This is a genomic window from Citrobacter sp. 21OH12SH02A-Citro, from assembly GCF_027919895.1.
Classification (GTDB): Bacteria; Pseudomonadota; Gammaproteobacteria; order Enterobacterales; family Enterobacteriaceae; genus Citrobacter; species Citrobacter braakii.
Window position 1 is genome coordinate 851,390 of the sequence record NZ_CP114801.1, and the last position, 24,058, is coordinate 875,447.

Genomic DNA, 24,058 nt, shown 5'->3' on the forward strand with positions numbered 1-24,058 from the left:
GAGGAGACATCCAAAAATGCTGAATCCTTTGACTTAATGTGGTTTTATTTAGCGAGCACGCTTCCGTTTACTGATATTCCCGTAAATATGAGGGAAAAACACGTTACAATAGCGGGATACTTCGTTTTCGCGAGACAGGAAGAAGAACATGGATATTAACAACAAAGCACGTATTCATTGGGCATGCCGTCGCGGTATGCGTGAGCTGGACATCTCGATCATGCCGTTTTTCGAACATGAATATGACAGCTTAAGTGATGAAGAAAAACGTATCTTTATCCGTCTGCTAGAATGTGATGATCCAGACTTATTTAACTGGTTGATGAATCATGGGAAACCGGCTGATGCTCAGCTAGAGCAGATGGTGCGACTTATCCAGACACGGAATCGGGAACGTGGTCCAGTGGCAATCTGATTTACGCGTTTCATGGCGCGCGCAATGGCTTTCGCTGCTCATTCATGGGCTGGTCGCGGTATTTATTTTATTGATGCCCTGGCCATTGAGCTACACCCCATTATGGCTGGTTCTGCTCTCTCTGGTGGTGTTCGATAGCGTCCGTAGCCAGCGCCGAATCAATGCCTGTCAGGGCGAGATTCGGCTGTTGATGGACGGTCGTCTGCGCTGGCAAGGGCAAGAGTGGACTATTGCTAGCGCACCCTGGATGGTCAAAACAGGCATGATGCTGCGTTTACGTTCCGATGCCGGAAAACGTCAGCATTTGTGGCTGGCGGCAGACAGTATGGATGACGCGGAGTGGCGGGATTTGCGGCGGTTAATACTGCAACAGGCGAAGCAGGGATAATGCTGATGAATGCCTGATGGCGTGCAGCGTTAAGGTCTACGGTTCGGTGCGGCATGTAGGCCGGATATGGCGTTTACGCCTACATCCGGCAAAATGGTTATCAGGACCAGTGTTCGGCCATTTCACCAAGGATTTGCTCGCACCAGGCCTGAATGCGTTCATCGCTGAGATCGTACTGGTTTGTTTCATCCAGCGCCAGGCCAACAAACAGCTGTCCATCGGCAATGACGGGCTTATCGCTGGTAAATTCATACCCTTCGGTTGGCCAGTAACCAACAAATTTTACGCCTTTGGTGACCAGTTTATCGTGCAGCATACCCAGCGCATCCAGGAACCATTCACCGTATCCCAACTGATCGCCCATACCGTAAAGCGCAATAATTTTGCCTTCCAGGTTGAGGTCGTCCAGTTGCTCCCAGACCGCTTCCCAGTCCTCTTGGATTTCACCGAAATCCCAGGTTGGAATGCCTAAAATGAGCACGTCATACTGCTCCATTAAGGTCGGGGAATCATCTTTGAGGTTGTGCAGTGTCACCAGTTCGGGACCCAGGATATCGCGGATTTTTTCTGCTGCCATTTCGGTATAGCAGGTGCTGGAACCGTAAAAAAGACCCATGTTCATGACGTAAACATCTCAATTCTGCTGTAGCGTTGCGGGTAGTGTAACAGAATCGCCGCATTCTCGGCACAATGAGGCATAATGCATCAAAAATGAGAGTGAAATAAGGGGCGCGAGTGGAACAGGATCTGGCGCGCATCGAGCAGTTTCTTGATGCCCTGTGGCTGGAACGAAATCTGGCGGAAAACACGCTAAGTGCGTATCGTCGCGATCTGACCATGCTTGTCGAATGGCTACATCACCGCGGCGCCTCGCTTGCGACCGCGCAGAGTGATGACCTGCAAGCATTGCTGGCTGAGCGGATGGATGGGGGATATAAAGCCACCAGTTCCGCACGCTTGCTCAGTGCAATGCGGCGTTTTTTTCAGCATCTGTACCGTGAAAAATATCGCGAAGATGACCCCAGTGCCTCGCTTGCATCACCTAAACTTCCGCAGCGTCTGCCCAAAGATCTCAGCGAAGCACAGGTCGAACGACTTCTGCAGGCGCCGCTGATAGAACAACCGCTGGAACTTCGCGACAAAGCCATGCTGGAAGTATTGTATGCCACAGGCCTGCGCGTGTCTGAACTGGTGGGGCTGACGATGAGTGACGTCAGCCTGCGTCAGGGCGTGGTTCGGGTGATCGGTAAAGGTAATAAAGAGCGCCTTGTCCCGTTAGGTGAGGAGGCGGTGTACTGGCTGGAAACGTACCTGGAGCATGGGCGTCCGTGGTTGCTCAACGGTGTATCAATAGATGTGCTGTTTCCCAGCCAGCGGGCGCAACAGATGACTCGTCAAACCTTCTGGCATCGTATCAAACACTATGCTGTGTTGGCTGGAATCGACAGCGAAAAGCTGTCCCCGCACGTCCTGCGGCATGCGTTTGCCACGCATCTGCTCAACCATGGCGCTGATCTGCGCGTGGTGCAGATGCTACTGGGGCATAGCGACCTCTCGACAACGCAGATTTATACTCATGTCGCAACGGAGCGCTTGCGGCAACTACATCAACAGCATCACCCGCGAGCGTGAGTGCTGACAGGAAAGGATAGGTTATGAAAAAACGTTTTATGATGTTCACCCTGCTGGCGACGGCGTTTTCCGGCATGGTACATGCAGACGATGCGGCGATTCGCCAGTCATTAGCGAAGCTGGGTGTTCAGAGTACCGAGATTCAGTCTGCTCCGGTTGCGGGCATGAAAACTGTACTGACCAATAGCGGCGTGCTGTACGTTACCGAAGACGGTAAACATATTATTCAGGGACCGATGTATGACGTGAGCGGTGCAAGCCCGGTAAACGTCACCAACCAACTGCTGATGAAGCATTTGAACGCGCTGGAAAACGAGATGATCGTCTACAAAGCGCCGCAGGAAAAACACGTCATTACCGTTTTCACCGACATCACCTGTGGCTACTGCCACAAGCTGCATGAAGAGATGAAAGACTACAATGCGTTAGGGATTACCGTACGCTATCTGGCCTTCCCTCGTCAGGGACTGGAAAGCCAGGCCGAGCAGGATATGAAATCTATCTGGTGTGCGAAGGACAAAAACAAAGCCTTTGACGACGCCATGGCTGGCAAAGATGTGAAGCCTGCGACCTGTAATGTGGACATCGCTAACCACTACGCGCTGGGCGTACAGTTTGGCGTCAGCGGTACGCCGGCGATTGTGCTGAGCAATGGCTATGTAGTGCCAGGCTATCAGGGCCCGAAAGAGATGAAAGAATTCCTCGACGCACATGCAAAACAAACCAGCGGTAAATAATTCGCGTGAAACAACAGATACAACTTCGTCGGCGTGAAGCCGACGAGACCGCCGAGCTACCTGCCGACTTGCCGCCATTGCTGCGCCGTTTATACGCCAGCCGCGGCGTGCGCAGCGCGCAGGAGCTTGAGCGTAGTGTGAAAGGCATGCTGCCGTGGCAGCATTTGAACGGTGTCGAAAAAGCGGTTGAAATCCTCTATAACGCTTTTCGCGAAGGAACCCGAATCATCGTGGTCGGCGATTTTGACGCCGATGGCGCGACCAGCACCGCGCTCAGCATTCTGGCGATGCGCGCGTTGGGCTGCAGTAACGTGGACTACCTGGTGCCTAATCGTTTTGAAGATGGTTATGGCTTAAGCCCGGAAGTCGTTGATCAGGCCCATGCCCGTGGCGCTCAACTGATTGTCACCGTCGACAACGGCATCTCGTCCCACGCGGGTGTTGAACATGCCAGAACGCTGGGGATCCCGGTCGTTGTGACCGATCACCATCTGCCAGGGGACACGCTGCCGGGCGCTGAAGCGATCATCAATCCTAACCTGCACGATTGTGAATTCCCGTCTAAATCGCTGGCTGGCGTTGGCGTGGCCTTCTATCTGATGCTGGCGCTGCGCACCTTCCTGCGTGACAAAGGCTGGTTTGATGAACGAGGAATTGCGCCGCCGAACCTGGCGGATTTGCTCGATCTGGTTGCGCTTGGTACGGTGGCCGACGTGGTCCCGCTGGATGCCAATAACCGCATTCTGACGTGGCAAGGCTTAAGCCGTATTCGTGCCGGAAAGTGCCGCCCTGGTATAAAAGCGCTGCTGGAGATTTCCAATCGCGACCCACTCAAATTGGCTGCCAGTGATTTAGGTTTTGCCCTCGGGCCACGGCTGAATGCAGCGGGGCGTCTGGACGATATGTCCGTTGGTGTGGCGCTGTTGCTGTGCGACAACATTGGTGAAGCACGCGTGCTGGCTAATGAGCTGGACGCACTCAACCAGACGCGCAAAGAGATCGAGCAGGGGATGCAGGCGGAAGCGCTGACTCTGTGTGAAAAGCTGGAGCGCAGTAGCGATACGCTACCGGGCGGTCTGGCGATGTATCATCCCGAGTGGCATCAAGGAGTGGTGGGGATTCTGGCATCGCGTATTAAAGAGCGCTTTCACCGTCCGGTAATTGCGTTTGCCCCGGCCGGTGACGGTACGCTGAAAGGCTCCGGGCGCTCGATTCAGGGGCTGCACATGCGCGATGCGCTGGAGCGCCTGGACACTCTTCATCCAGGTATGATCCTCAAGTTTGGCGGTCACGCTATGGCGGCGGGTTTGTCGCTGGAAGAGGCGCAGTTTGAGCGTTTCCAGCAGCGTTTCGGTGAACTGGTAACCGAGTGGCTGGACCCCGCCTTGCTGCAGGGCGAAGTGGTGTCAGACGGTGCTCTGAGCGCGGCGGAGATGACCATGGAGGTCGCGCAAATGCTGCGTGATGCCGGACCGTGGGGACAAATGTTCCCGGAACCGCTGTTTGACGGGCATTTCCGTCTGCTCCAGCAGCGTCTGGTCGGTGAGCGTCATCTGAAGGTGATGGTGGAGCCCGTCGGTGGTGGACCGTTGCTGGACGGTATTGCGTTCAACGTTGATACCACCTGCTGGCCGGATAACGGTGTTCGCGAAGTTCAGCTTGCCTACAAACTGGATATTAATGAGTTTCGCGGCAACCGCAGCCTGCAGATTATAATCGATAATATCTGGCCACTTTAGCGTCACTTTACACAAAATCATTCAAGCTGCATCGAGGCGGCAAGTGGATGAGTCTCCATGAGCGTACGAGTAGTACGTGACTGGGGAGAAATCGCGCAGCCAACAAAGAGGCAGCTTGAAGGATGATGTGTATATTCGCTATAAAAAAGGGTGTGGATTAGTTACAATCCCGCTCTTATAACCGCATTTTGACTAGTCCAATAAAAGAAATCAGACAATGTTTGAAATTAATCCGGTAAATAACCGCATTCAGGACCTCACGGAGCGCTCTAACGTTCTTAGGGGGTATCTTTGACTATGATGCCAAGAAAGAGCGTCTGGAAGAAGTAAACGCCGAGCTGGAACAGCCGGACGTATGGAACGAACCCGAACGCGCGCAGGCGCTGGGTAAAGAGCGTTCCTCCCTTGAGGCCATCGTCGATACGCTCGATCAGATGAGCCAGGGCCTGGAAGATGTCTCCGGCCTGCTGGAACTGGCTGTAGAAGCCGACGACGAAGAAACCTTTAACGAAGCCGTAGCAGAACTTGATACGCTGGAAGATAAGCTGGCCCAGCTGGAATTCCGTCGTATGTTCTCCGGTGAATATGATAGCGCAGATTGCTATCTCGATATTCAGGCTGGCTCAGGCGGTACGGAAGCACAGGACTGGGCAAGCATGCTGATGCGTATGTACCTGCGTTGGGCTGAAGCGCGCGGCTTTAAGACTGAAATTATTGAAGAATCTGAAGGTGAAGTGGCGGGTATTAAATCCGTGACCATCAGAATTGCTGGCGAATATGCTTACGGTTGGTTGCGTACTGAAACCGGTGTACATCGCCTGGTGCGTAAAAGCCCGTTCGACTCCGGCGGTCGTCGCCATACGTCGTTCAGCTCTGCGTTTGTCTACCCGGAAGTTGACGATGATATTGATATCGATATCAACCCGGCGGACCTGCGTATTGACGTTTATCGCGCTTCTGGTGCGGGCGGTCAGCACGTTAACCGTACCGAATCTGCGGTGCGTATCACCCACATCCCGACCGGGATTGTGACGCAGTGTCAGAACGACCGTTCCCAGCACAAGAACAAAGACCAGGCCATGAAGCAGATGAAAGCGAAGCTTTATGAACTGGAAATGCAGAAGAAGAATGCCGAGAAACAGGCGATGGAAGATACTAAATCAGATATCGGCTGGGGTAGCCAGATTCGTTCTTATGTCCTTGATGACTCCCGCATCAAAGATCTGCGTACTGGGGTTGAAACCCGCAACACGCAGGCGGTGCTGGATGGCAGCCTGGATCAATTTATCGAAGCAAGTTTGAAAGCAGGGTTATGAGGAACCAACATGTCTGAACAACACGTACAGGGCGCTGACGCGGTAGCCGACCTTAACAATGAACTGAAAACGCGCCGTGAGAAGCTGGCGAGCCTGCGCGAGCAGGGGATCCCCTTCCCGAACGATTTCCGTCGCGATCATACCTCAGACCAACTGCATGCTGACTTCGACGCGAAAGAAAACGAAGAGCTGGAAGCGCTGAACATTGAGGTTTCCGTTGCTGGCCGTATGATGACCCGCCGTATTATGGGTAAAGCATCATTCGTTACGCTGCAGGATGTTGGCGGCCGTATTCAGCTGTACGTTGCTCGCGACGATCTGCCGGAAGGCGTCTACAACGAGCAGTTCAAAAAATGGGATCTGGGCGATATCCTCGGCGCGAAAGGTAAGTTGTTCAAGACCAAGACCGGTGAGCTGTCTATCCACTGCACCGAGCTGCGTCTGCTGACGAAAGCGTTGCGTCCATTGCCGGATAAATTCCACGGTCTGCAGGATCAGGAAGCGCGCTATCGTCAACGCTACCTGGACCTCATCTCTAACGATGAATCCCGTAATACCTTTAAAGTGCGTTCACAGATTATGGCTGGTATCCGCCAGTTCATGGTTGGTCGTGGCTTTATGGAAGTAGAAACCCCGATGATGCAGGTGATCCCTGGCGGGGCGGCAGCGCGTCCGTTTATCACCCATCATAACGCGCTGGATCTGGACATGTACCTGCGTATCGCGCCGGAACTGTACCTCAAGCGCCTGGTGGTTGGCGGCTTCGAACGCGTATTCGAAATTAACCGTAACTTCCGTAACGAAGGCATCTCTGTTCGCCATAATCCAGAGTTCACCATGATGGAACTCTACATGGCTTATGCGGACTACAAAGATCTGATCGAACTGACCGAATCGCTGTTCCGTACGCTGGCGCAGAACGTTCTGGGAACGACTGAAGTGCCTTACGGCGAAGAAGTCTTTGACTTTGGTAAGCCGTTCGAAAAACTGACGATGCGCGAAGCGATTCAGAAATACCGTCCGGAAACCAACATGGCCGATCTGGATAACTTCGATTCTGCAAAAGCGATTGCGGAATCTATCGGCATCAAAGTTGAGAAGAGCTGGGGTCTGGGCCGTATCGTGACCGAAATCTTTGAAGAAGTTGCAGAAGCGCACCTGATTCAACCGACCTTCATTACCGAGTACCCGGCAGAAGTTTCTCCGCTGGCGCGTCGTAATGATGAAAATCCGGAAATCACCGATCGCTTCGAATTCTTCATTGGCGGACGTGAAATCGGTAACGGCTTCAGCGAGCTGAACGATGCAGAAGATCAGGCGCAGCGTTTCCAGGATCAGGTTAACGCCAAAGATGCAGGTGACGACGAAGCGATGTTCTACGACGAAGACTATGTTACCGCTCTGGAACACGGTCTGCCGCCGACTGCGGGCCTGGGCATTGGTATCGACCGTATGGTTATGCTGTTCACAAACAGCCATACTATCCGCGACGTAATCCTGTTCCCGGCAATGCGCCCGGTTAAGTAAGATGTGAAATGCCGGATGGCGGCTGATGCCTTATCAGGCCTACGATGCGTTATGTAGGCCTGATGGGCGTAGCCCCGTCAGGCAATCAATTCCCGTTGGCAAACTTGCGCAGTAACTCTCGCGCCTTAACGTCTGAAACCTGCATTACCATCCACGGGCTAAAAGCCCACGGCGTCGCGTCAATCCCGCTCAATACATCCTCAAGATTGCTCCACTGGGAATCCATCACTTCATCTGGGTTTAGCTGTAGCTCGCTGACGATATGTGCGGCATAAACCGGGCATACTTCGTTTTCCACTATTCCACTCGGATCCGTGGCGCAATAACGAAAATCAGTATACACGGGGCTGAGCGAGTCGATGTCTGCACCCAGCTCGAAGCAAGCCCGGCGGATAATAGCGGCTTCGGTGGTTTCACCCAACTGCGGGTGACCGCAGACAGAGTTGGTCCAGACGCCTGGCCAGGCTTTTTTGTGCAGCGAACGGCGGGTGACCAGCAGTTGACCCTGCTCGTTAAATATCCAGCATGAGAAAGCAGAGTGCAGGGGGGTTGTGGCGGTATGCGCCGCATACTTTTCCAGTGTTCCACAGGGCTGGCCCTGCTCATTCAATAAAATGACATGTTCCTGTCGCATAGCGTCCACCATCAATCTTAAGCATTCACATTATATGCTCTATTAAGTCAGAATGATTAACAGAGGGTGTGAAATGCCAGAGTCGACGCTTCGTTGCGCGATATGATTTGGCATCCGGTTTCTGGCTGCTATGATAAAGCGTCTGAAAATGTTGCGAGGTATTGTTTTGAGTGCAGGACGCCTGAAGAAAAATGGCCTGAGTATCGCGATGCTGCTGTGTGTCGGTCTGCTGTTAGCAGGCTGTTCCGGGAGCAAGTCGTCTGATACAGGAAGTTATTCCGGCTCCGTGTATACCGTGAAGCGGGGAGATACGCTATACCGTATTTCGCGCGCCACCGGGACCAGCGTAAAAGAGCTTGCACGCCTGAATAATATTTCACCGCCCTATACCATTGAAGTGGGGCAAAAGCTGAAGGTCAGCGGCGGCGCGAAAACCAGTTCAGGCTCTGGCAAAACAACTACGAAATCCTCAACCAAAACGGCGGCGGTCAGACCATCTTCGTCCGTACCGCAGTCCTCCTGGCCACCGGTAGGACAGCGCTGCTGGCAGTGGCCTGCCAGCGGTAAAGTGATTCTGCCTTATTCAACCGCGGACGGCGGCAATAAAGGCATTGATATCTCAGCTGCGCGCGGTACGCCGATTTATGCCGCCGGAGCCGGGAAGGTGGTTTATGTCGGTAATCAGCTACGGGGCTACGGTAATCTCATTATGATTAAGCACAGTGAGGACTACATCACTGCGTATGCGCATAATGACACCATGTTGGTGAACAACGGTCAAAACGTGAAAGCCGGGCAGAAGATCGCGACGATGGGCAGCTCGGATGCGACCACGGTGCGGCTGCATTTCCAGATCCGCTATCGGGCGACGGCTATCGATCCGCTGCGTTATTTGCCACCGCAGGGCAGTAAGCCAAAATGCTGACGGTGAATTAATCGCCAGTCAGTCAGTTAGTCCCTTGCCAAGAAGAGCGTAAGGTTTATAATCCCTTACGCACTCCAATGCGGGCGTAGTTCAATGGTAGAACGAGAGCTTCCCAAGCTCTATACGAGGGTTCGATTCCCTTCGCCCGCTCCACGACTTACTTCTCACTGACTCTCCTGATTCAATTATCCTTCGTAATCTCAATGTGTTTCTTTGTTTAACGGTCAGACAGACTCAATGCACGACTATGCAGGCTAAAGCGATTGTGGGAGACGATAGGCCCCCCTGGCGGGAGATACCTCATATGAAACTAACTATCCACAGGGGCCAAAGAGAAATCTTTGACGCTCTCGGATAGTAGAGCTTTGTATATGCTGGTTAATCCTTACAATTCGCGATACTGGTGTCTTAAATATCGCATTTCCCCCGTGGTACAAAAAATCAACTATCAATCAATTGAATTTATTTAAGAAATTTTAAGGAGTATGTTTGATTGTCTGTCTGAAAATATATCAACGCTAATACAGGTCAAGTAGTTAATTGTTAGATTATAATTCCATAGTTATCTTTTTTGAACACGATATAAGATTAGTTATCCTTCATAAATAAGTAATGTGGCCTTTTCGTAGGTCAATTTTCTCTAATCGGTAGTAACAGGTTTTAAATGGTTTAGACTTGGTAGGATTTTACCTGGATAAACATGGTGGACATCTATTTTGTTAAAAATATCTTCAGGAGTTTTATCATTAGTAATAATTTCTTAAAGTGACTAGTTTTGTTCTCATTATCCGGTCACGAAATTATGTAGATACACAAAAATATACGAATTACTTTAGTACTTTGTACCATTTTGAATGCTTGCTATGCCGGGGGTTCGTTAGCCTTGTGTATATTCTGTCATTGTTGTTGAAAAATATAGCAAATATAGTTAGATAGACTTCAGTTGTACTGATTAAAATCTCACACGGTATAGCTAAGAATTTAAAGGTAGAGACATGGGTGACAATTCAGTCAGGCTACCTTTAACCCCAGTATGTATGCTGGTAATTTGTAAGAAAATGTTTCCTTGTGTTTTGAGAATTTTCTCATTTTGAATAAAAGATGAAAGTGCGATTTCACAGGTGGTACTAATAATACAACCAATAATCGCATTAAAATGCCGATATCCATTAGTAATTCAAATCTAAGAATGAATAATTGATAGTTTTTAGCTATGAATGCCGAGGGGTTGATATCACATCCTTGTTGTGTAAAAGTTCATCTCATGTATTTAGCAATATTAATAAAATTAATTACTCGATTGTTAGGTATTTTTTAGAGGGTCGGTGTGCTTAAAAGTACGCACTTACCTTTCCATGGATGAAATAGAGTTTTTTGAGGTTATGGAGGCTTCATGAAGTATCAACATTTCTGGCCACCTAATGATATTTACTTTGGGGGTGGTGCCGCTAGTGTTATTGATGAAATGTCACTGATTACAAACGAAAGAAATTATTTATTCGTGAATCTTAATCAATATAGCTTACGTAGCACCTTGGTTTTTTTCTCACGGAATAAAGATATCAATAAAATTATAATCATCATTTCCAGCTCACGGTTGATGCCTTTGGCTCTTTTTTGGCTGGATAATATCAAAAATGTTATTGCTGTTTTCGATACCTCAACACCTGTGTCGGAGATGATTAAGAAAATAAGCCTATATCGACGAAATGGTGACAAGATAACGGCAGGGCGAAGGGAATGTAACTTTAAGATTAGCAACAAAGATATCATGAAGATGAAGTACTTCTTAACCGAAAGCGGTATGGAGGAGCTTCAGGATAGATTTATGAACTCGCCGTCAACATTGTATCGTTGGAGAAAAGAGATCGCCCTTAAATTTGGCGTGCGAGACCCTCGATATCTTCTATTGCCAGAATAAAAAACTATGCGTTTTCTCATAAAGAATTACAATTAAAGATCCGATCTTTAATTGTTGTTTTAGAACGGATACTGCATACGACCTTCATTTAACTAAAATTAGGAAATATAAAATTTCTAGCCTTGCTTAGACTAGAAACTGTCGTGATTTCGATAAGAATAGATACGCTGGCTAAGAACGTCAGGGGCGGTAGCGTTCCAGAAAACATCTGGGATTTATTTAAAGTTAATAATTATTAAATAAGGGACTTATCAGTAATGATCAGCAAAGATGATGTAAAAATTGCCATTATTGGACTCGGGTATGTTGGCTTACCATTGGCTGCTGAATTTGGGAAAATTCGCCAGGTGGTTGGTTTTGATGTTAATCATAAACGTATACTCGAGCTAAAAGAAGGGATCGATGTCAATCTCGAAACCACAGAAGAAGAGCTACGTGATGCTCGCCATCTGACGTTTACCTCATCAATTGATGAAATCAGAGAATGCAATTTTTACATCATTACCGTCCCGACGCCGATCAACGATTATAAGCAACCAGATCTCACCCCTTTGATTATGGCAAGTGAAACTGTTGGCAAAGTACTGAGACCGGGGGATATCGTGGTGTATGAATCTACGGTATATCCAGGGTGTACTGAAGAAGAATGCGTGCCGATCCTTGAGCGTATGTCAGCGATGACATTTAACAAAGACTTCTTTGTCGGATATAGCCCAGAGCGCATCAATCCCGGCGATAAAAAATATCGTCTGACAACTATCAAGAAAATTACCTCAGGTTCAACTGCAGAAACGGCCTGTCTGGTTGATGAGATCTATCGACAGATCATCACGGCAGGAACGTACAAAACGGAAAGCATTAAGATCGCGGAAGCGGCAAAGGTGATTGAAAATACCCAACGCGATCTCAATATCGCGCTGGTAAATGAATTGGCGATTATCTTTAACCGATTAGAGATTGACACTGAAGCCGTACTGCGAGCAGCGGGAAGTAAATGGAACTTCCTGCCATTCCGTCCTGGACTGGTTGGTGGTCACTGCATTGGCGTCGATCCCTATTATCTGACTCATAAATCTCAGGGCATCGGTTACTATCCGGAAATTATCCTCGCGGGTCGTCGACTGAACGATAATATGGGTAACTATGTTTCGGGACAGTTGATCAAAGCCATGATCAAAAAAGGGATTAATGTTGAGGGTTCTAACGTTCTGATTCTGGGGTTCACCTTTAAAGAAAACTGCCCGGATATCAGGAATACCCGCATTATCGATGTTGTAAAAGAGTTGGGCAATTACAGCTGTAATGTTGATATTTTTGACCCTTGGGTGGATGCTGAGGAAGTCGAAGAGGAATACGGGATTATACCTGTATCGGAAATCAAGGCGGCTTCTTATGATGCCATTATTGTTGCCGTTGGCCATGAGCAGTTTAAGAAGATGGGGAGTACTGATATTCGTGGCTTTGGAAAAGATAAACATGTGCTTTATGATTTGAAGTATATCCTTTCGCCTGAGCAGTCAGATGTGAGGTTATAATCATGACAGCCTATGATGAATTAAAAATACAACTCGTTCTTGAACCAAAACGTTGGCTTATTACTGGCGTAGCAGGTTTTATCGGCTCTGGATTATTAGAAGAACTACTCTATTTAAATCAAACAGTAATTGGGTTGGATAACTTTTCAACTGGCTATCAACATAATTTAGAGGATGTGCGTGCCGCTGTCAGTGAAGAACAATGGTCGCGGTTTACCTTTGTTCATGGGGATATCCGGTCGTTTGCCGATTGTCAGGCTGTTTGTGAGAATGTCGATTACGTTTTACATCAGGCCGCTCTGGGAAGCGTACCACGTTCCTTGCAGGATCCTATCACGACAAATAGCGCTAACATTGATGGTTTTTTAAATATGTTGACGGCGGCGAGAGATGCACATGTATCTGGTTTCACCTATGCCGCAAGCAGTAGTACTTATGGTGACCATCCCGATTTACCTAAAATTGAGGACCGGATCGGCCGGCCATTAAGCCCGTATGCGGTTACAAAATACGTCAATGAATTGTACGCCGAGGTGTTTGCTCGCAGCTATGATTTTAACGCTATTGGCCTGCGCTACTTTAATGTATTTGGCCGCCGCCAAAACCCTAACGGAGCATACTCTGCAGTCATTCCTCGCTGGATACTATCGCTTCTTAAAGATGAACCAATTTATATCAATGGCGATGGTTCAACAAGCCGGGATTTTTGCTATATAGAAAATGTGATTCAGGCCAATTTATTATCAGCAACGACTAATGATTTAGCCTCAAAAAATAAAATCTATAATGTGGCTGTTGGAGACAGAACTTCGCTAAATGAGCTTTATTATCTCATCCGCGATGGGTTGAATTTATGGCGGGACGAACAAATTAGTGCTGAACCAATTTATAAAGATTTTCGTGACGGTGACGTTAAGCATAGTCAGGCAGATATTACCAGAATAAAAACATTTCTTTCATATGAGCCTGAGTTTGATATCAAAGAAGGACTTAAGCAGACTCTAAAATGGTATATCGATAAAAAGACTGCTTTGTATTCCTGAGTAAAACTACTCACTTTCCTTTCACGTGGATGAATTTAATGAAATCGTCAGGGATGTTTACGCTTACAGCCATTGGTAGTTGCCGTATTGTGAGTCCGGTAAAACGAGCTCAGCCTTATTTTAATTTCAAGGCTAATTTTAAAAGAATATATGGTTTTACGCATACAAGCAGCGAGGCATTACAGCAGGTTCGTTTTATTTTAGGCTTGATAGATATTCCTGAAAAGGTCCGGCCTTTTATTTTTAGACCTGCCGTAAATTATTCAAACACCGACATTCATAGTCGTTCTGATTTCTATATCGTTGAGATTTCAAGTCAGAAGAAGATTATGGCCTATGGGTTCTGCTTACAAATAAATTATTTAACTCGTCATTTCTATGAGTTTTTTAGCCAAACAGAGCGGGCGCGTGTGTACTGGTCGCTGGCCACGCAAGGAAATCAACACAAACTGCTGGCCTATCTCAAAGACGATCCCTGTTTTGCCGGAATGTCGGAAGACGATCGTGCCTTATTAAGCAATATCAATGTCGAGCAGATGGATGAGCATGCTATCGAACAGGATATGATGGAAATCGTTCAGCTGCTTGGTCGCGATCGCGTTATGTTTATGACCCATGTTGATGCCGTGACTCGTGCTGGAACCGTCATTCAGTCCCGCAGTCGGTTGATTAAAAATGTCGAGACCATCGCCACCAGGATGGATATTCCCTGCGTTAATCCGACAAATTTGATGGAAAAGTGGGGACAGAAAAGAGCCCTGGAAAAAAATGGCGACGATCTTACTCATTATACCGACATGTTTGGTGATGCGATCGTTGCGGCTATTTTTAAGGGAGTGATCAATAATACTAATCATCATCTTGATGAGGGGCGACAAGAGAAACAGGACCAAATACGTGAGATTACCCTATCGATCACTAAGCTGCTTGCCGATGGCGACATTATTACTGCATCACAGCAACTTTTTGCCGCATTAAGAAATCAGCAGCAAGAGCCTGTTCTAATCCAACTTCGGTCCGTAATCTTCAGCCGTTTAGGTTATTATGAACAGGCTTATCAGGATATTAGTGATGTTGAGAAAATTATCGGTACGACGGACAGTACATTACGTTGTCGGCTGAGGTCTCTGCATGGATTAGCGCGTTGGCGGGAAGCCTTATCGACGGCCGAGATGATGCTTTCCAATGAAATTGAAGATGAAGAAGTCCTTACCGTTGCCGCCGGCTCAGCCGATGCTTTAAAGCTGTTTGATAAGTCATATCAATACTGGAAACGTGTACTGTTATTGAATCCTGAAACCCAAAGCGGATGGGTTAATTTCCTGAGCAGCACGCAATATTTCAATGATGGCAACGCATTCTCCGAAGCTTTCCATGCCGGCATTCAATCGCAGCGCCTAAATGATGCGTTTATGGAAACAGCGTTATCTTTGGCAATCAAATTCAGTGATGAATTGATTTTCATGCATGCGCTCGAGCAGCTACTCCGCCATGAGTCAGAATTTGCGCTGACGGTATTGTCGACGATTCATGATACCGGTCTCGTTATCCGCACAGCTTTCTGTATCAAGAATATGAGCTATCATCAGGCGCTTAGCACCTCGTATAAAGATAAACTCCACGACGTTTTTGAGGCATGGAACAATACTGCGCTGTCGCTACATTCGGTTGATGATTTTGTCTCACTGAGTACTTCGCTGGTCTACAGCTACTCTGCATTTATGGTTTATCCCCATGCACGTATTTCTCGCTTTAATAATGAAGTTAAAATGGCATGGCGCGAGAAATTAAGAGAAATGTATGAGCGTGAGGATTATGAAAATATCCTGGCAGGGGCGAAAATAGTGTGGCCACTTCTGGAGTTCGATCCCGTTAGCACCGTATATTGTGCAAGAACGCTGGTGAATCTTGGTGCCTGGAAAGACGCGTGCACGTTAGCCCATATGACCTTGATTCGTAATTCGAATATTACCAGCCTGCAGTCGATTATGTTACGCAGTATACGTCATATTAACGACATTCCGTTCCTCATTGATTTGATTGCTAACGTCATGAGCATTTCTCCATCATTCCAGAATGCCTCGATGAACGAGCTGTTTGAGAAAGAGTGTCGCAATGTTGCAACCAGAGCCCTTAAATATGTACGCCAGAAGAAAACTGAAGGGCGTCTGGATGAAGCATTGTCTGTATTGATTAGCCTGAAACGAATTGATCCTGATGTTTCTCGCCTGATGCGTGAATATAAGCAAATTATCAGATTATTTAATGAGTCACTGAAGGATGGCGGTAGCACTATCGCGTCTTATGAACATCTAGATTATGCGAAAAAATTACTCGTTTTTGATAGTGAAAATGCCTATGCCTTGAAATATGCCGCATTAAACGCAATGCATTTACGCGACTACACCCAGGCTTTGCAGTATTGGCAGCGACTGGAGAAAGTGAATGGACCAACGGAGCCGGTGACAAGGCAGATCTCGACCTGCATAACCGCATTACAAAAAAATACATCAGGGAAGTCGTAATGATTACGCAGGAAGAAAAGTTAGCTGCGCTAGGGAAAACGCTTTTAACATTGAAACAAGAGAAGAAGCTTGCGCAAGCTGTTGCGTTAATTGACAGCGAATTACCGGCTGAGGCTTTAACTTCATTAGCGATGCTAAAAAAAGCAGAATTTCTTCATGATTTCAATGAAACGGCGCGTGCATACGCTCTCTACGAAACGCTGATTGCACAAAACAATGATGAAGCGCGTTATGAGTATGCGCGTCGTTTATATAATACGGGGCTAGCCAAAGATGCGCAGCTAATTCTTAAAAAGGTTAGCACCGGCGTGCAGAAAAAATATAACAATTATTTAGGCAAAATAAATAAGATCTGCGATTTGCTTGAACGCCTTGAAGGGGAAGCGATCCCTGTGGGAACCAACACCCGTATTATTGCAATGAAGCATGCCATCTTGTTCTATCGAAATCGTCAGCCGCGGCAGCTTCCCGTCGGATCTTTTGGTCGCCTTGCGCTCTGTACAGGCTCGCTAGGTAGCGGCGGTGCAGAGCGTCAGATTTCCAGGCTGGCTATTGAGATCGCCAGAAAATATCGGCAACAGGGGAAAATTGGCGGCCTGAAAGTAGAAGAGCCGGTAGAGCTCATTATTCGCTCCCTGGCACCGGAACTCAGGCAAGACTTTTTCCTGAAAGAAGTGCTGGAAGAACAGGTCGAGGTGCTTGAAATCGCGAAGATTACCGGAAACTTCTTTGACGATGCGACAATAGAATCTCCGGAGTTGCGCTTATTGCTCTCTCATCTGCCGCCGGTGTGTAACTACGGTATCAAGCATCTGGTCCCCCACTTATGCGAGCGCAAGCTGGATTATCTCTCCGTTTGGCAGGATGGCGCTTGTCTGATGATTGCGCTTGCAGCGCTGATTGCTGGCGTGCCCAGAATTCAGCTGGGATTACGTGGCTTACCGCCGGTGGTGAGAAAGCGTCTGTTCAAGCCGGAATATGAGCCTCTCTACCAGGCGCTGGCGGTCGTGCCTGGCGTTGATTTTATGAGTAACAACCATTGTGTGACCCGCCATTATGCCGACTGGCTAAAGTTGGAGGCGAAGCACTTCCAGGTTGTATATAACGGCGTCTTACCGCCATCTACCGAACCCTCTTCTGAGGTGCCACATAAAATCTGGCAGCAGTTTACGCAAAAAACACAGGATGCGGACACGACTATTGGTGGCGTTTTCCGCTTTGTAGGCGATAAGAACCCTTTTGCATGGATTGATTTTGCAGCACGCTATTTACAGCACCACCCCGCCACACGCTTTGTGCTGGTAGGCGATGGTGATTTGCGCGCTGAAGCGCAGAAACGCGCCGAACAGTTGGGGATTCTGGAGAGAATACTATTCGTTGGCGTCTCGCGTGACGTGGGGTATTGGCTGCAAAAAATGGACGTATTCATTTTGTTTTCGCGTTATGAAGGGCTACCCAATGTGCTCATTGAAGCACAAATGGTCGGGGTGCCGGTGATTTCAACCCCTGCAGGTGGATCGGCAGAATGCTTTATTGAGGGTGTTTCGGGTTTCATTCTTGATGATGCACAGACGGTCAATCTTGACCAGGCTTGCCGCTATGCAGAACAGTTGGTCAATTTATGGCGCAGCAGAACCGGTATTTGCCAACAGACGCAGTCATTTTTACAAGAACGCTTCACCGTGGAACATATGGTGGGAACGTTTGTACAAACCATTGCCTCTCAGCCTCGTTAATTAATGGGCAGCATTTTTTCAGCTATTTCATTTATAAAATAAGTTATGAAAAAAATTATTATATTATTAACGACTTTTTTTCTGCTTTCGGGATGCACTATTCCCAGGGCGGTATTTAAATCCAGCCTGATTAATCAGGACGATCCTCATTATCATCTGGTTGAAGTCACACCGACATTAAAACTGAGTGATGCCGATACTGTGCCGAAAACTATTGTCGATCCGGTCTTTGCCCAAAATAATTGGCACTGGACCTCTTTGGCTAAAGGCGATGTGCTGCATATCACTATTTTATCCTCGGGCGGGGCGGGGTATTTATCCAATAACGCGAGCGGCGACCGGGCGGATTTTGAAAATATTCTTGTGACTGACGGTAATATCGTTCAGGTGCCTTATGCCGGGATCATTCCGGTTACCGGGCTGGATGTGACACAACTGGCTGAAGAGATCAGAAAGCGACTTTCGCGCGTTGTCCTGAATCCTCAGGTGCTGGTGACGCTTACCGCCCGCACCGGAGCCATGGTGACGGTCGAGGGCAGCGGGAAAACGGGTCGCTACCCTCTCGAACAGAGTATGAATCGTCTTAGTCATTTTTTGGCAACGGCGGCGGCAGTAGAAAATACCAGCGCAGAGATGATGGAAGTTCACGTGACGCGCCAGCAGCATTATTTCAATGCGCGACTGTCAGATATTTATCAGTATCCCGGGTTGGATATTGTCTTACAGCCGGATGACCGTATCACTCTGCGTCAAGTGACCGAGTATGTTAATGTGCTCGGCGCGGCGGGTGTTCAGGGGAAACATGCTCTGGTTCAGCGTCATTCCAGCGTAGTGGATGCTTTGGCGCTGGCGAAAGGATTAAACGACAATCTTGCCGATCCGCAGGCGGTTTTTCTGTATAAGCATGACGAAGCGGAACAGGCGAAACAGCAGATGCGTAAGCTGAATATCTATCATGTCGATATGAGCCAACCTGACTCGGTGTTTTTAGCACAGGCCATGCGGGTGGAAGATGGCGATGTTATCTATATCTCGAACGCCTCTTTGACTGATTTCGCTAAGGTGAAAGCCGCATTCGATAGCTTTTTGATCCGCGGCTCTAATTCTTTCTAACGTCGCCATATGAATATTTTGAAAAATAATACTTATTATTTTATGAAACTCATTACCGTCTGTGAGTTAATCATTTTGTTAATGTCACGCGATATCAAAACACGCTATAACGGTAATTTGCTAAACTATATGATGGTGCTGGCCGTACCATTGGTATGGATAACCATTACCGTTATTTCTTTTCAATATTTAAATCGCATCGTGCCAATATTCACTGACGATATCAGCTTTGTTATTGCAGGTATATTACCGTATCTGTTATTTCGTTATACCATTACCGCAACCATGCGCACCCGTTCATTCTTTACATCGTTGGCGGTTGTCTCGCAGGTTAAGAAAAGACATGTGATTTTTGCTCTTGCCGCAGTCGAATTTGTTAATGCGGTTATCATTTATATTATTGTTTCATTAATTAACTTTCTTATCTTTTCCCGTTGGGAAGCCCAGAAACCGATCCTGATTTTTGAAGGGATGGTTATCGCATGGCTTCTGGGATTATCGTTTGGTTACTTTTGTGACGCACTGTCTGAACGGTTTCCGCTGGTCTACAAAGCCGTTCCTGTAGTGCTAAGACCGATGTTTTTGATTTCAGCTGTCTTTTATACGGCGAATGAATTGCCCTATTCATTATTAAGCATATTCAGCTGGAACCCTCTACTTCATGCTAATGAGATAGTCAGAGAAGGAATGTTTGAGGGGTATAACTCCTTGTACCTTGAACCTCTTTACCCTCTGGCATTTTCCGCAACGTTATTCCTCGCGGGCATCATTTTTCACCTGATTTGTGACACTGAAAATCACTGACTTTAGCTTCAGGAGAGACGCGTTCGTGTTCGGTTTATTAGGTTGTACACGCTATTTTGAGTCTGATAAGGGCCCGCGGGTGGTCCTTGATAAAACAGATTTTGTCATGGATTACCATGAGCATATCGGTATTCTGGCGGCCCCTGGTTCAGGCAAAACGACGCTAACCCGATTGCTGTGCGGTATAGATGCTCCTGATGAAGGGGATTTTATTGGGCTACGGGGTGATGCGCTCCCACTGGGGGCAAATGCTTTTGTTCTGCCGGGGTTAACCGGCGAAGAGAATGCGCGCATGATGGCCAGTCTTTATGGCCTGGATGGCGATGAATTTTCACATTTCTGCTATCAATTGACCCAGCTTGAACAGCGCTATACCGACAGGGTGAGTGAATATTCTGTCACGATGAAAGCGCATCTGGCATTTGCCATTAATTTACTGCTTCCCTGCCGCCTTTATATTGCCGATGACAAGCTGTACACCGGGGATAATGCCACACAGTTGCGTATGCAGGCGGCACTAGCTTATGAGCTGCAACAGAAAGGGTTGATTGTGCTAACGCGCAACCCTCGGCTTATTAAAGAACACTGTCATGCGTTTGGCGTACTGCTGCATGGAAAAATTACGATGTGTGAAGATTTAGCACAAGCATCTGCGCTTTTTGAACAATATCAGTCAAATCAGGCGACGATTCAAACTGATGATTATTCCTTTGATATATAATTAGAAAATATACGGATAGAGTGTGGAAAATTCAGAACGTATTAAAAAATGGAAAGAGGAAAGGGCGAAGGTAGCAGAAGAAAGCCGAGCCTCGCGACTACAACAAAAAGAGAATGAACGCGCCCTTCGCCAGACGGAAAAAACGGCCGATGCGAAAAGTCATCATCGCCCAGACGCCGGGTGGTCCGCGACGGATGCTGATTCCGTCCGTAGAGCGTCATTGGTTATTAAAGAGCGACGTGTTCAGCAAGCCAAACAATCGCTACGTCGGCTCTTTCTTTATATTGCTTTGCCGCTGCTGGTTATTATGCTTATGTCGTGGCTATTAACTTCGCGTTTTTATAGCGCGGATGCTACCTTTATTGTGCAAACTGATGCCAGCCAGGATAATTTTTCTGGAACAGCTTTCTTTGGTGCAGGCAATGAGATGTCGGAGGGCTTTCAGGTTCGCGAGTTTATACTTTCGAAAGAAATGATGGAGCGGATGGAAAAAGAGCTCGGTTTTTTATCTTATTTCGCGCAAGACGATATCGCATTATTTTCCCGCTACCACGCGCCGCTGGGTATTAATGATGATCCTTATCGTTACTATTTATCGAAAGTCTCGGTTGCTGTCGATATTCAACAGGGCATGCTGCGTTTAAACGTCAAGGCGCGGAGTGCGAAACAGGCTGAGTTTTTTGCCCAGCGCATTCTGGCTTTTGCTGAACAGCACGTTAATACCGTTTCAGCGCGGATGCAGCAGGAACGGATTTTATGGCTGGAAAACGATGTTAAATCGGCCCAGGAAAATCTGGGGGCCGCTCGGCTTGAATTGCTAAAAATACAGCATATACAGAAAGATATTGAACCGCAGGAAACCGTGACCGCGATTTATCAATTAATTGCTGGCTTTGAAACGCAGTTGGCGGAGGCGAAAGCGGAATACGCGCAATTAATGGCTAATGGTTTGGATCAGAACCCCCTTATTCCTCGCCTGTCGGCCAAAATCAAGGTCCTGGAAAAGCAGATCGGCGAACAACGTAACCGCCTGTCAAATAAGTTAGGGTCGCAAGGTTCTTCAGAAAGTCTGTCCCTGTTTGAAGATCTTCGCCTGCAGAGTGAGATCGCCAAAACACGCTGGGAATCTGCCTTGCAGACCTTACAGCAAGGGAAGCTTCAAGCGCTACGTGAGAGACGGTATTTGCTGATCATTTCTCAACCGATGGTGGTGTCTGACACCACTCGCTATGCCGATGGAACAAAGTGGTTACTGTTCTTCGTGTTGCTGGGCATCGCGTACCTGGTGACTTCTCTCCTGATAACCATCAGGCGGATGCGTGAATAAGGCGGAGTAAGGAAATACGATGAACTTGCACTCTACATGTAAAAAAATATCGCCAACCACCCTGCTCAAACAAGAGGATTGGGAGGGGCTATGTCACTATTTCGGTCAGCATCCCGAAAAAGTACGAGATAGTGCTGGAAATGAGCAAAACATTCTTCTCTTCGCTATCGCGTGTTTGCGTAAAGATGAAACAGATGCCGCGCTGACTTTGTTGTCCGACCGTGTGCTGACGGCAAAGAATAGCCGTGATTTATTGCGACGCTGGGTTATTTCGCCGCTGGCATCACATCATCGGGACGCTGTACTACAGGTGGTTAACAAACTGCTGGCGGTGAATATGTGCCAGCCGGAGGATGTCCTGCTGGTCGCAAGCGTGCTGCTTAAGAGTAAACAATATGCGACTGTTGCTGACTTAGCCGAGCGGGCATGGCTCGCTTTTTCGGGCAATAGCAAAATTTTTGCCCTCCATCTGCGCAGCCTGACGCTGGTGGATAAAGAGTTACAGGCAATCTCGTTGGCCAGAACACAGGCGCAGGAAGTTCCCCCGCGGGGAGATATGATTGAGACCTGCCTCCGTTTCTTAAATAAAAGCCGCCTACCAGAAGATCATGATCTGGCCCGCGCATTGCTCCCTTTCTTCGTGTTAGAAAGCCAGGAGTCGGCGGGGCTGGCGGTTGATACGCTGTGCGCTGTCGGTAAATATCAGGAAGCCATTCAGACTGGGGAGTCCGCATTAGCCCGTGGGTTGGATGGTGCGGCGCTGCGTCGTAGCCTGGGGCTTGCCTACTATCAATCCGGTCGCAGCCGGGAAGCGAAACTTCAGGCCGCTGAGCATTGGCGTCATGCCCTGCAATTTAACCCTGATAATTTACGGATCGTGACCCTGTATGCCGATGCCTTAATCAGAACGGGTCAGAATGAGAAAGCCATTCCGTTACTGCAGCAGTCGCTCGCGACTCATCCTGATCTTCCTTATGTCAGAGCCATGTATGCCCGAGCACTGCGCCAGGTTGGGCAATACGCTGCTGCCAGCGATGAGTTTGTACAACTGGCAAGGGAAAAAGGGGCGACCAGTAAATGGAACCGTTATGCCGCGGCGGCGTTGTTACAGGCGGGGAAAACAAGCGAAGCGGAAAGCGTCTTTGAGCACTATATTCAGGCCAGAGCAAGCCATCTGCCTCAGTCATTCGAAGAGGGGCTGCTGGCGCTTGATGGGCAAATATCTGCCGTTAATCTACCGCCTGAGCGCCTTGACTGGGCATGGGAAGTTGCCGGCAGACAGTCCGGTATCGAGCGCGATGAATGGGAACGCCGGGCGAAGTGGGGGTATCTTGCCGATAATTATCTCCTCGACTGGCTTGAATGCCGTGGAGAGCAGGCCGACGAACCGATGTATCGGTTGGCCGATATATCGCATGTCGAGCAGTTTTTCCAACGGCTGCAGCTCGATAAGCGTGGTTGCATTGTTGTATCGGCTCATATGGGCGCAATGTATGCCGGGCCGATGATCCTCTCCTTGCTGGAAATGAACAGTAAATGGGTGGCTTCCACGCCTGGCGTGCTCAAAGGGGGCTACGGTGAGCGGTTGATTTCGGTTAGTGACAAAAGCGAAGCGGACGTGGTCAGGGCCTGCATACAGACCTTACATAGTGGGCAGTCGCTTGTTGTAGCGATCGACGGCGCGCTGAATTTGAGCGCGCCGACTATCGACTTTTTCGGCCAGCAGATTACCTACTCCACCTTTTGCTCTCGACTTGCCTGGAAAATGCACTTACCCACCGTATTTGGTGTTCCGGTGTGGCGAGACGGGCGCATCCATTTTGTTTTGGAGAAAATGGTCGATCCGCAGAGGTTCGAAAGCCAGTCTTCTTTTATTGAGCGCTGGAAAGACAATTACCTGAAATGTGTAACCCAAATCCTGAATAGCGGGCCTGAAAATCTGAGACTGTCGGGGGGGATTTGGCGAAATATCACGCGCAGGGATGAAACATCTTCGGGCTGAAAAGACGTTTGCCCCGTG

Annotated in this window: 20 protein-coding genes and 1 tRNA gene; 19 read left to right on the forward strand and 2 right to left on the reverse strand. The window is 48.2% G+C overall.

Translation table 11 applies throughout. The features are described 5' to 3' along the window. Positions 1 to 148 precede the first annotated feature (148 nt). Together sdhE and O6D90_RS04195 are read left to right on the forward strand one after the other, a co-directional pair. On the forward strand, positions 149 to 415 hold the full coding sequence (gene sdhE / locus O6D90_RS04190) for an FAD assembly factor SdhE (protein ID WP_016154349.1): 267 nt from the start codon (positions 149 to 151) through the stop codon (positions 413 to 415). Continuing rightward, complete coding sequence (locus tag O6D90_RS04195) at positions 396 to 803, forward strand: protein YgfX (RefSeq protein ID WP_016154348.1); 408 nt, start codon at positions 396 to 398, stop codon at positions 801 to 803. Before sdhE ends, O6D90_RS04195 begins: the two co-directional genes overlap by 20 nt. Before the next feature lie 100 nt (positions 804 to 903). Here O6D90_RS04195 and fldB read toward each other — a convergent pair whose 3' ends face one another. Further along, on the reverse strand, positions 904 to 1,425 hold the full coding sequence (gene fldB, locus O6D90_RS04200; protein WP_016157414.1) for a flavodoxin FldB: 522 nt from the start codon (positions 1,423 to 1,425) through the stop codon (positions 904 to 906). Positions 1,426 to 1,538: 113 nt separating this feature from the next. Here fldB and xerD point away from each other — a divergent pair, with 113 nt between their 5' ends. The 5 genes from xerD (at position 1,539) to lysS (ending at position 7,754) form a co-directional block, all read left to right on the forward strand. Then, complete coding sequence (xerD, locus tag O6D90_RS04205; RefSeq protein ID WP_016154346.1) at positions 1,539 to 2,435, forward strand: site-specific tyrosine recombinase XerD; 897 nt, start codon at positions 1,539 to 1,541, stop codon at positions 2,433 to 2,435. 23 nt (positions 2,436 to 2,458) lie between these two features. Continuing rightward, positions 2,459 to 3,172, forward strand: a complete 714-nt coding sequence (gene dsbC, locus O6D90_RS04210) for a bifunctional protein-disulfide isomerase/oxidoreductase DsbC (protein WP_016154345.1) — start codon at positions 2,459 to 2,461, stop codon at positions 3,170 to 3,172. Positions 3,173 to 3,177: 5 nt separating this feature from the next. Further along, complete coding sequence (gene recJ / locus O6D90_RS04215; protein WP_016157413.1) at positions 3,178 to 4,911, forward strand: single-stranded-DNA-specific exonuclease RecJ; 1,734 nt, start codon at positions 3,178 to 3,180, stop codon at positions 4,909 to 4,911. A gap of 217 nt (positions 4,912 to 5,128) precedes the next feature. Continuing rightward, positions 5,129 to 6,227, forward strand: a protein-coding gene (prfB, locus tag O6D90_RS04220; protein WP_100250065.1) for a peptide chain release factor 2 whose coding sequence is annotated in 2 segments (ribosomal slippage) — positions 5,129 to 5,203 and positions 5,205 to 6,227 — 1,098 coding nt in all. Because the reading frame shifts where the segments join, the coding sequence is not laid out codon by codon here. A gap of 9 nt (positions 6,228 to 6,236) precedes the next feature. Further along, positions 6,237 to 7,754 carry a lysine--tRNA ligase gene (gene lysS / locus O6D90_RS04225; RefSeq protein ID WP_005123357.1) on the forward strand — a complete coding sequence of 506 codons (1,518 nt, stop codon included), beginning with the start codon at positions 6,237 to 6,239 and terminating at the stop codon, positions 7,752 to 7,754. Between the two features lie 85 nt (positions 7,755 to 7,839). On the opposite strand, the gene idi is transcribed toward lysS, so the two are convergent. After that, the gene (gene idi, locus O6D90_RS04230) at positions 7,840 to 8,388 is read right to left on the reverse strand and encodes an isopentenyl-diphosphate Delta-isomerase (RefSeq protein WP_016157412.1); all 549 of its coding nucleotides are present in this window, start codon (positions 8,386 to 8,388) and stop codon (positions 7,840 to 7,842) included. Positions 8,389 to 8,554: 166 nt separating this feature from the next. On the opposite strand from idi, the gene actS reads away from it, so the two are divergent. From actS to vexE, 12 genes are all read left to right on the forward strand, one after another. Next, on the forward strand, positions 8,555 to 9,313 hold the full coding sequence (actS, locus tag O6D90_RS04235) for an amidase activator ActS (protein WP_016157411.1): 759 nt from the start codon (positions 8,555 to 8,557) through the stop codon (positions 9,311 to 9,313). Between the two features lie 79 nt (positions 9,314 to 9,392). Next, positions 9,393 to 9,466, forward strand: a tRNA-Gly gene (locus tag O6D90_RS04240). 1,240 nt (positions 9,467 to 10,706) lie between these two features. Further along, entirely contained in the window at positions 10,707 to 11,234 is a 528-nt protein-coding gene (locus O6D90_RS04245; RefSeq protein WP_016157410.1) for a hypothetical protein, read from the forward strand. A 257-nt stretch (positions 11,235 to 11,491) separates the two neighbouring features. Next, the gene (gene tviB, locus O6D90_RS04250; protein WP_016157409.1) at positions 11,492 to 12,769 is read left to right on the forward strand and encodes a Vi polysaccharide biosynthesis UDP-N-acetylglucosamine C-6 dehydrogenase TviB; all 1,278 of its coding nucleotides are present in this window, start codon (positions 11,492 to 11,494) and stop codon (positions 12,767 to 12,769) included. 2 nt (positions 12,770 to 12,771) lie between these two features. Then, on the forward strand, positions 12,772 to 13,812 hold the full coding sequence (tviC, locus tag O6D90_RS04255; RefSeq protein ID WP_016157408.1) for a Vi polysaccharide biosynthesis UDP-N-acetylglucosaminuronic acid C-4 epimerase TviC: 1,041 nt from the start codon (positions 12,772 to 12,774) through the stop codon (positions 13,810 to 13,812). Positions 13,813 to 13,841: 29 nt separating this feature from the next. Then, positions 13,842 to 16,337, forward strand: coding sequence for a Vi polysaccharide biosynthesis protein TviD (gene tviD, locus O6D90_RS04260; RefSeq protein ID WP_085951077.1), 2,496 nt, complete (start codon positions 13,842 to 13,844; stop codon positions 16,335 to 16,337). After that, positions 16,337 to 18,073, forward strand: a complete 1,737-nt coding sequence (gene tviE, locus O6D90_RS04265) for a Vi polysaccharide biosynthesis glycosyltransferase TviE (RefSeq protein ID WP_016157406.1) — start codon at positions 16,337 to 16,339, stop codon at positions 18,071 to 18,073. The genes tviD and tviE overlap by 1 nt, the downstream gene beginning before the upstream one ends. Positions 18,074 to 18,118: 45 nt before the next feature. Continuing rightward, positions 18,119 to 19,186 carry a Vi polysaccharide ABC transporter protein VexA gene (gene vexA, locus O6D90_RS04270; RefSeq protein ID WP_016157405.1) on the forward strand — a complete coding sequence of 356 codons (1,068 nt, stop codon included), beginning with the start codon at positions 18,119 to 18,121 and terminating at the stop codon, positions 19,184 to 19,186. Positions 19,187 to 19,195: 9 nt separating this feature from the next. Further along, positions 19,196 to 19,990, forward strand: a complete 795-nt coding sequence (vexB, locus tag O6D90_RS04275) for a Vi polysaccharide ABC transporter inner membrane protein VexB (RefSeq protein WP_016157404.1) — start codon at positions 19,196 to 19,198, stop codon at positions 19,988 to 19,990. Between the two features lie 25 nt (positions 19,991 to 20,015). Further along, positions 20,016 to 20,711: a Vi polysaccharide ABC transporter ATP-binding protein VexC gene (vexC, locus tag O6D90_RS04280; RefSeq protein ID WP_016157403.1), complete on the forward strand. Its 696-nt coding sequence runs from the start codon at positions 20,016 to 20,018 to the stop codon at positions 20,709 to 20,711. 22 nt (positions 20,712 to 20,733) lie between these two features. Beyond that, a complete protein-coding gene (gene vexD, locus O6D90_RS04285) occupies positions 20,734 to 22,038 on the forward strand; it encodes a Vi polysaccharide ABC transporter inner membrane protein VexD (protein ID WP_016157402.1) in 1,305 nt (434 codons plus the stop codon). A 19-nt stretch (positions 22,039 to 22,057) separates the two neighbouring features. Then, complete coding sequence (vexE, locus tag O6D90_RS04290) at positions 22,058 to 24,040, forward strand: Vi polysaccharide transport protein VexE (RefSeq protein WP_016157401.1); 1,983 nt, start codon at positions 22,058 to 22,060, stop codon at positions 24,038 to 24,040. Positions 24,041 to 24,058 lie beyond the last annotated feature (18 nt).

What these genes read in the sequence shown, in the direction of transcription:
- sdhE (WP_016154349.1), top strand. Translation starts at nt 149, where the DNA reads ATGGATATTAACAACAAAGCACGTATTCATTGGGCATGCCGTCGCGGT.
- fldB (WP_016157414.1), bottom strand. Translation starts at nt 1,425, where the DNA reads ATGAACATGGGTCTTTTTTACGGTTCCAGCACCTGCTATACCGAAATG.
- dsbC (WP_016154345.1), top strand. Translation starts at nt 2,459, where the DNA reads ATGAAAAAACGTTTTATGATGTTCACCCTGCTGGCGACGGCGTTTTCC.
- lysS (WP_005123357.1), top strand. Translation starts at nt 6,237, where the DNA reads ATGTCTGAACAACACGTACAGGGCGCTGACGCGGTAGCCGACCTTAAC.
- idi (WP_016157412.1), bottom strand. Translation starts at nt 8,388, where the DNA reads ATGCGACAGGAACATGTCATTTTATTGAATGAGCAGGGCCAGCCCTGT.
- O6D90_RS04245 (WP_016157410.1), top strand. Translation starts at nt 10,707, where the DNA reads ATGAAGTATCAACATTTCTGGCCACCTAATGATATTTACTTTGGGGGT.
- tviB (WP_016157409.1), top strand. Translation starts at nt 11,492, where the DNA reads ATGATCAGCAAAGATGATGTAAAAATTGCCATTATTGGACTCGGGTAT.
- tviC (WP_016157408.1), top strand. Translation starts at nt 12,772, where the DNA reads ATGACAGCCTATGATGAATTAAAAATACAACTCGTTCTTGAACCAAAA.
- tviD (WP_085951077.1), top strand. Translation starts at nt 13,842, where the DNA reads ATGAATTTAATGAAATCGTCAGGGATGTTTACGCTTACAGCCATTGGT.
- tviE (WP_016157406.1), top strand. Translation starts at nt 16,337, where the DNA reads ATGATTACGCAGGAAGAAAAGTTAGCTGCGCTAGGGAAAACGCTTTTA.
- vexA (WP_016157405.1), top strand. Translation starts at nt 18,119, where the DNA reads ATGAAAAAAATTATTATATTATTAACGACTTTTTTTCTGCTTTCGGGA.
- vexB (WP_016157404.1), top strand. Translation starts at nt 19,196, where the DNA reads ATGAATATTTTGAAAAATAATACTTATTATTTTATGAAACTCATTACC.
- vexE (WP_016157401.1), top strand. Translation starts at nt 22,058, where the DNA reads ATGAACTTGCACTCTACATGTAAAAAAATATCGCCAACCACCCTGCTC.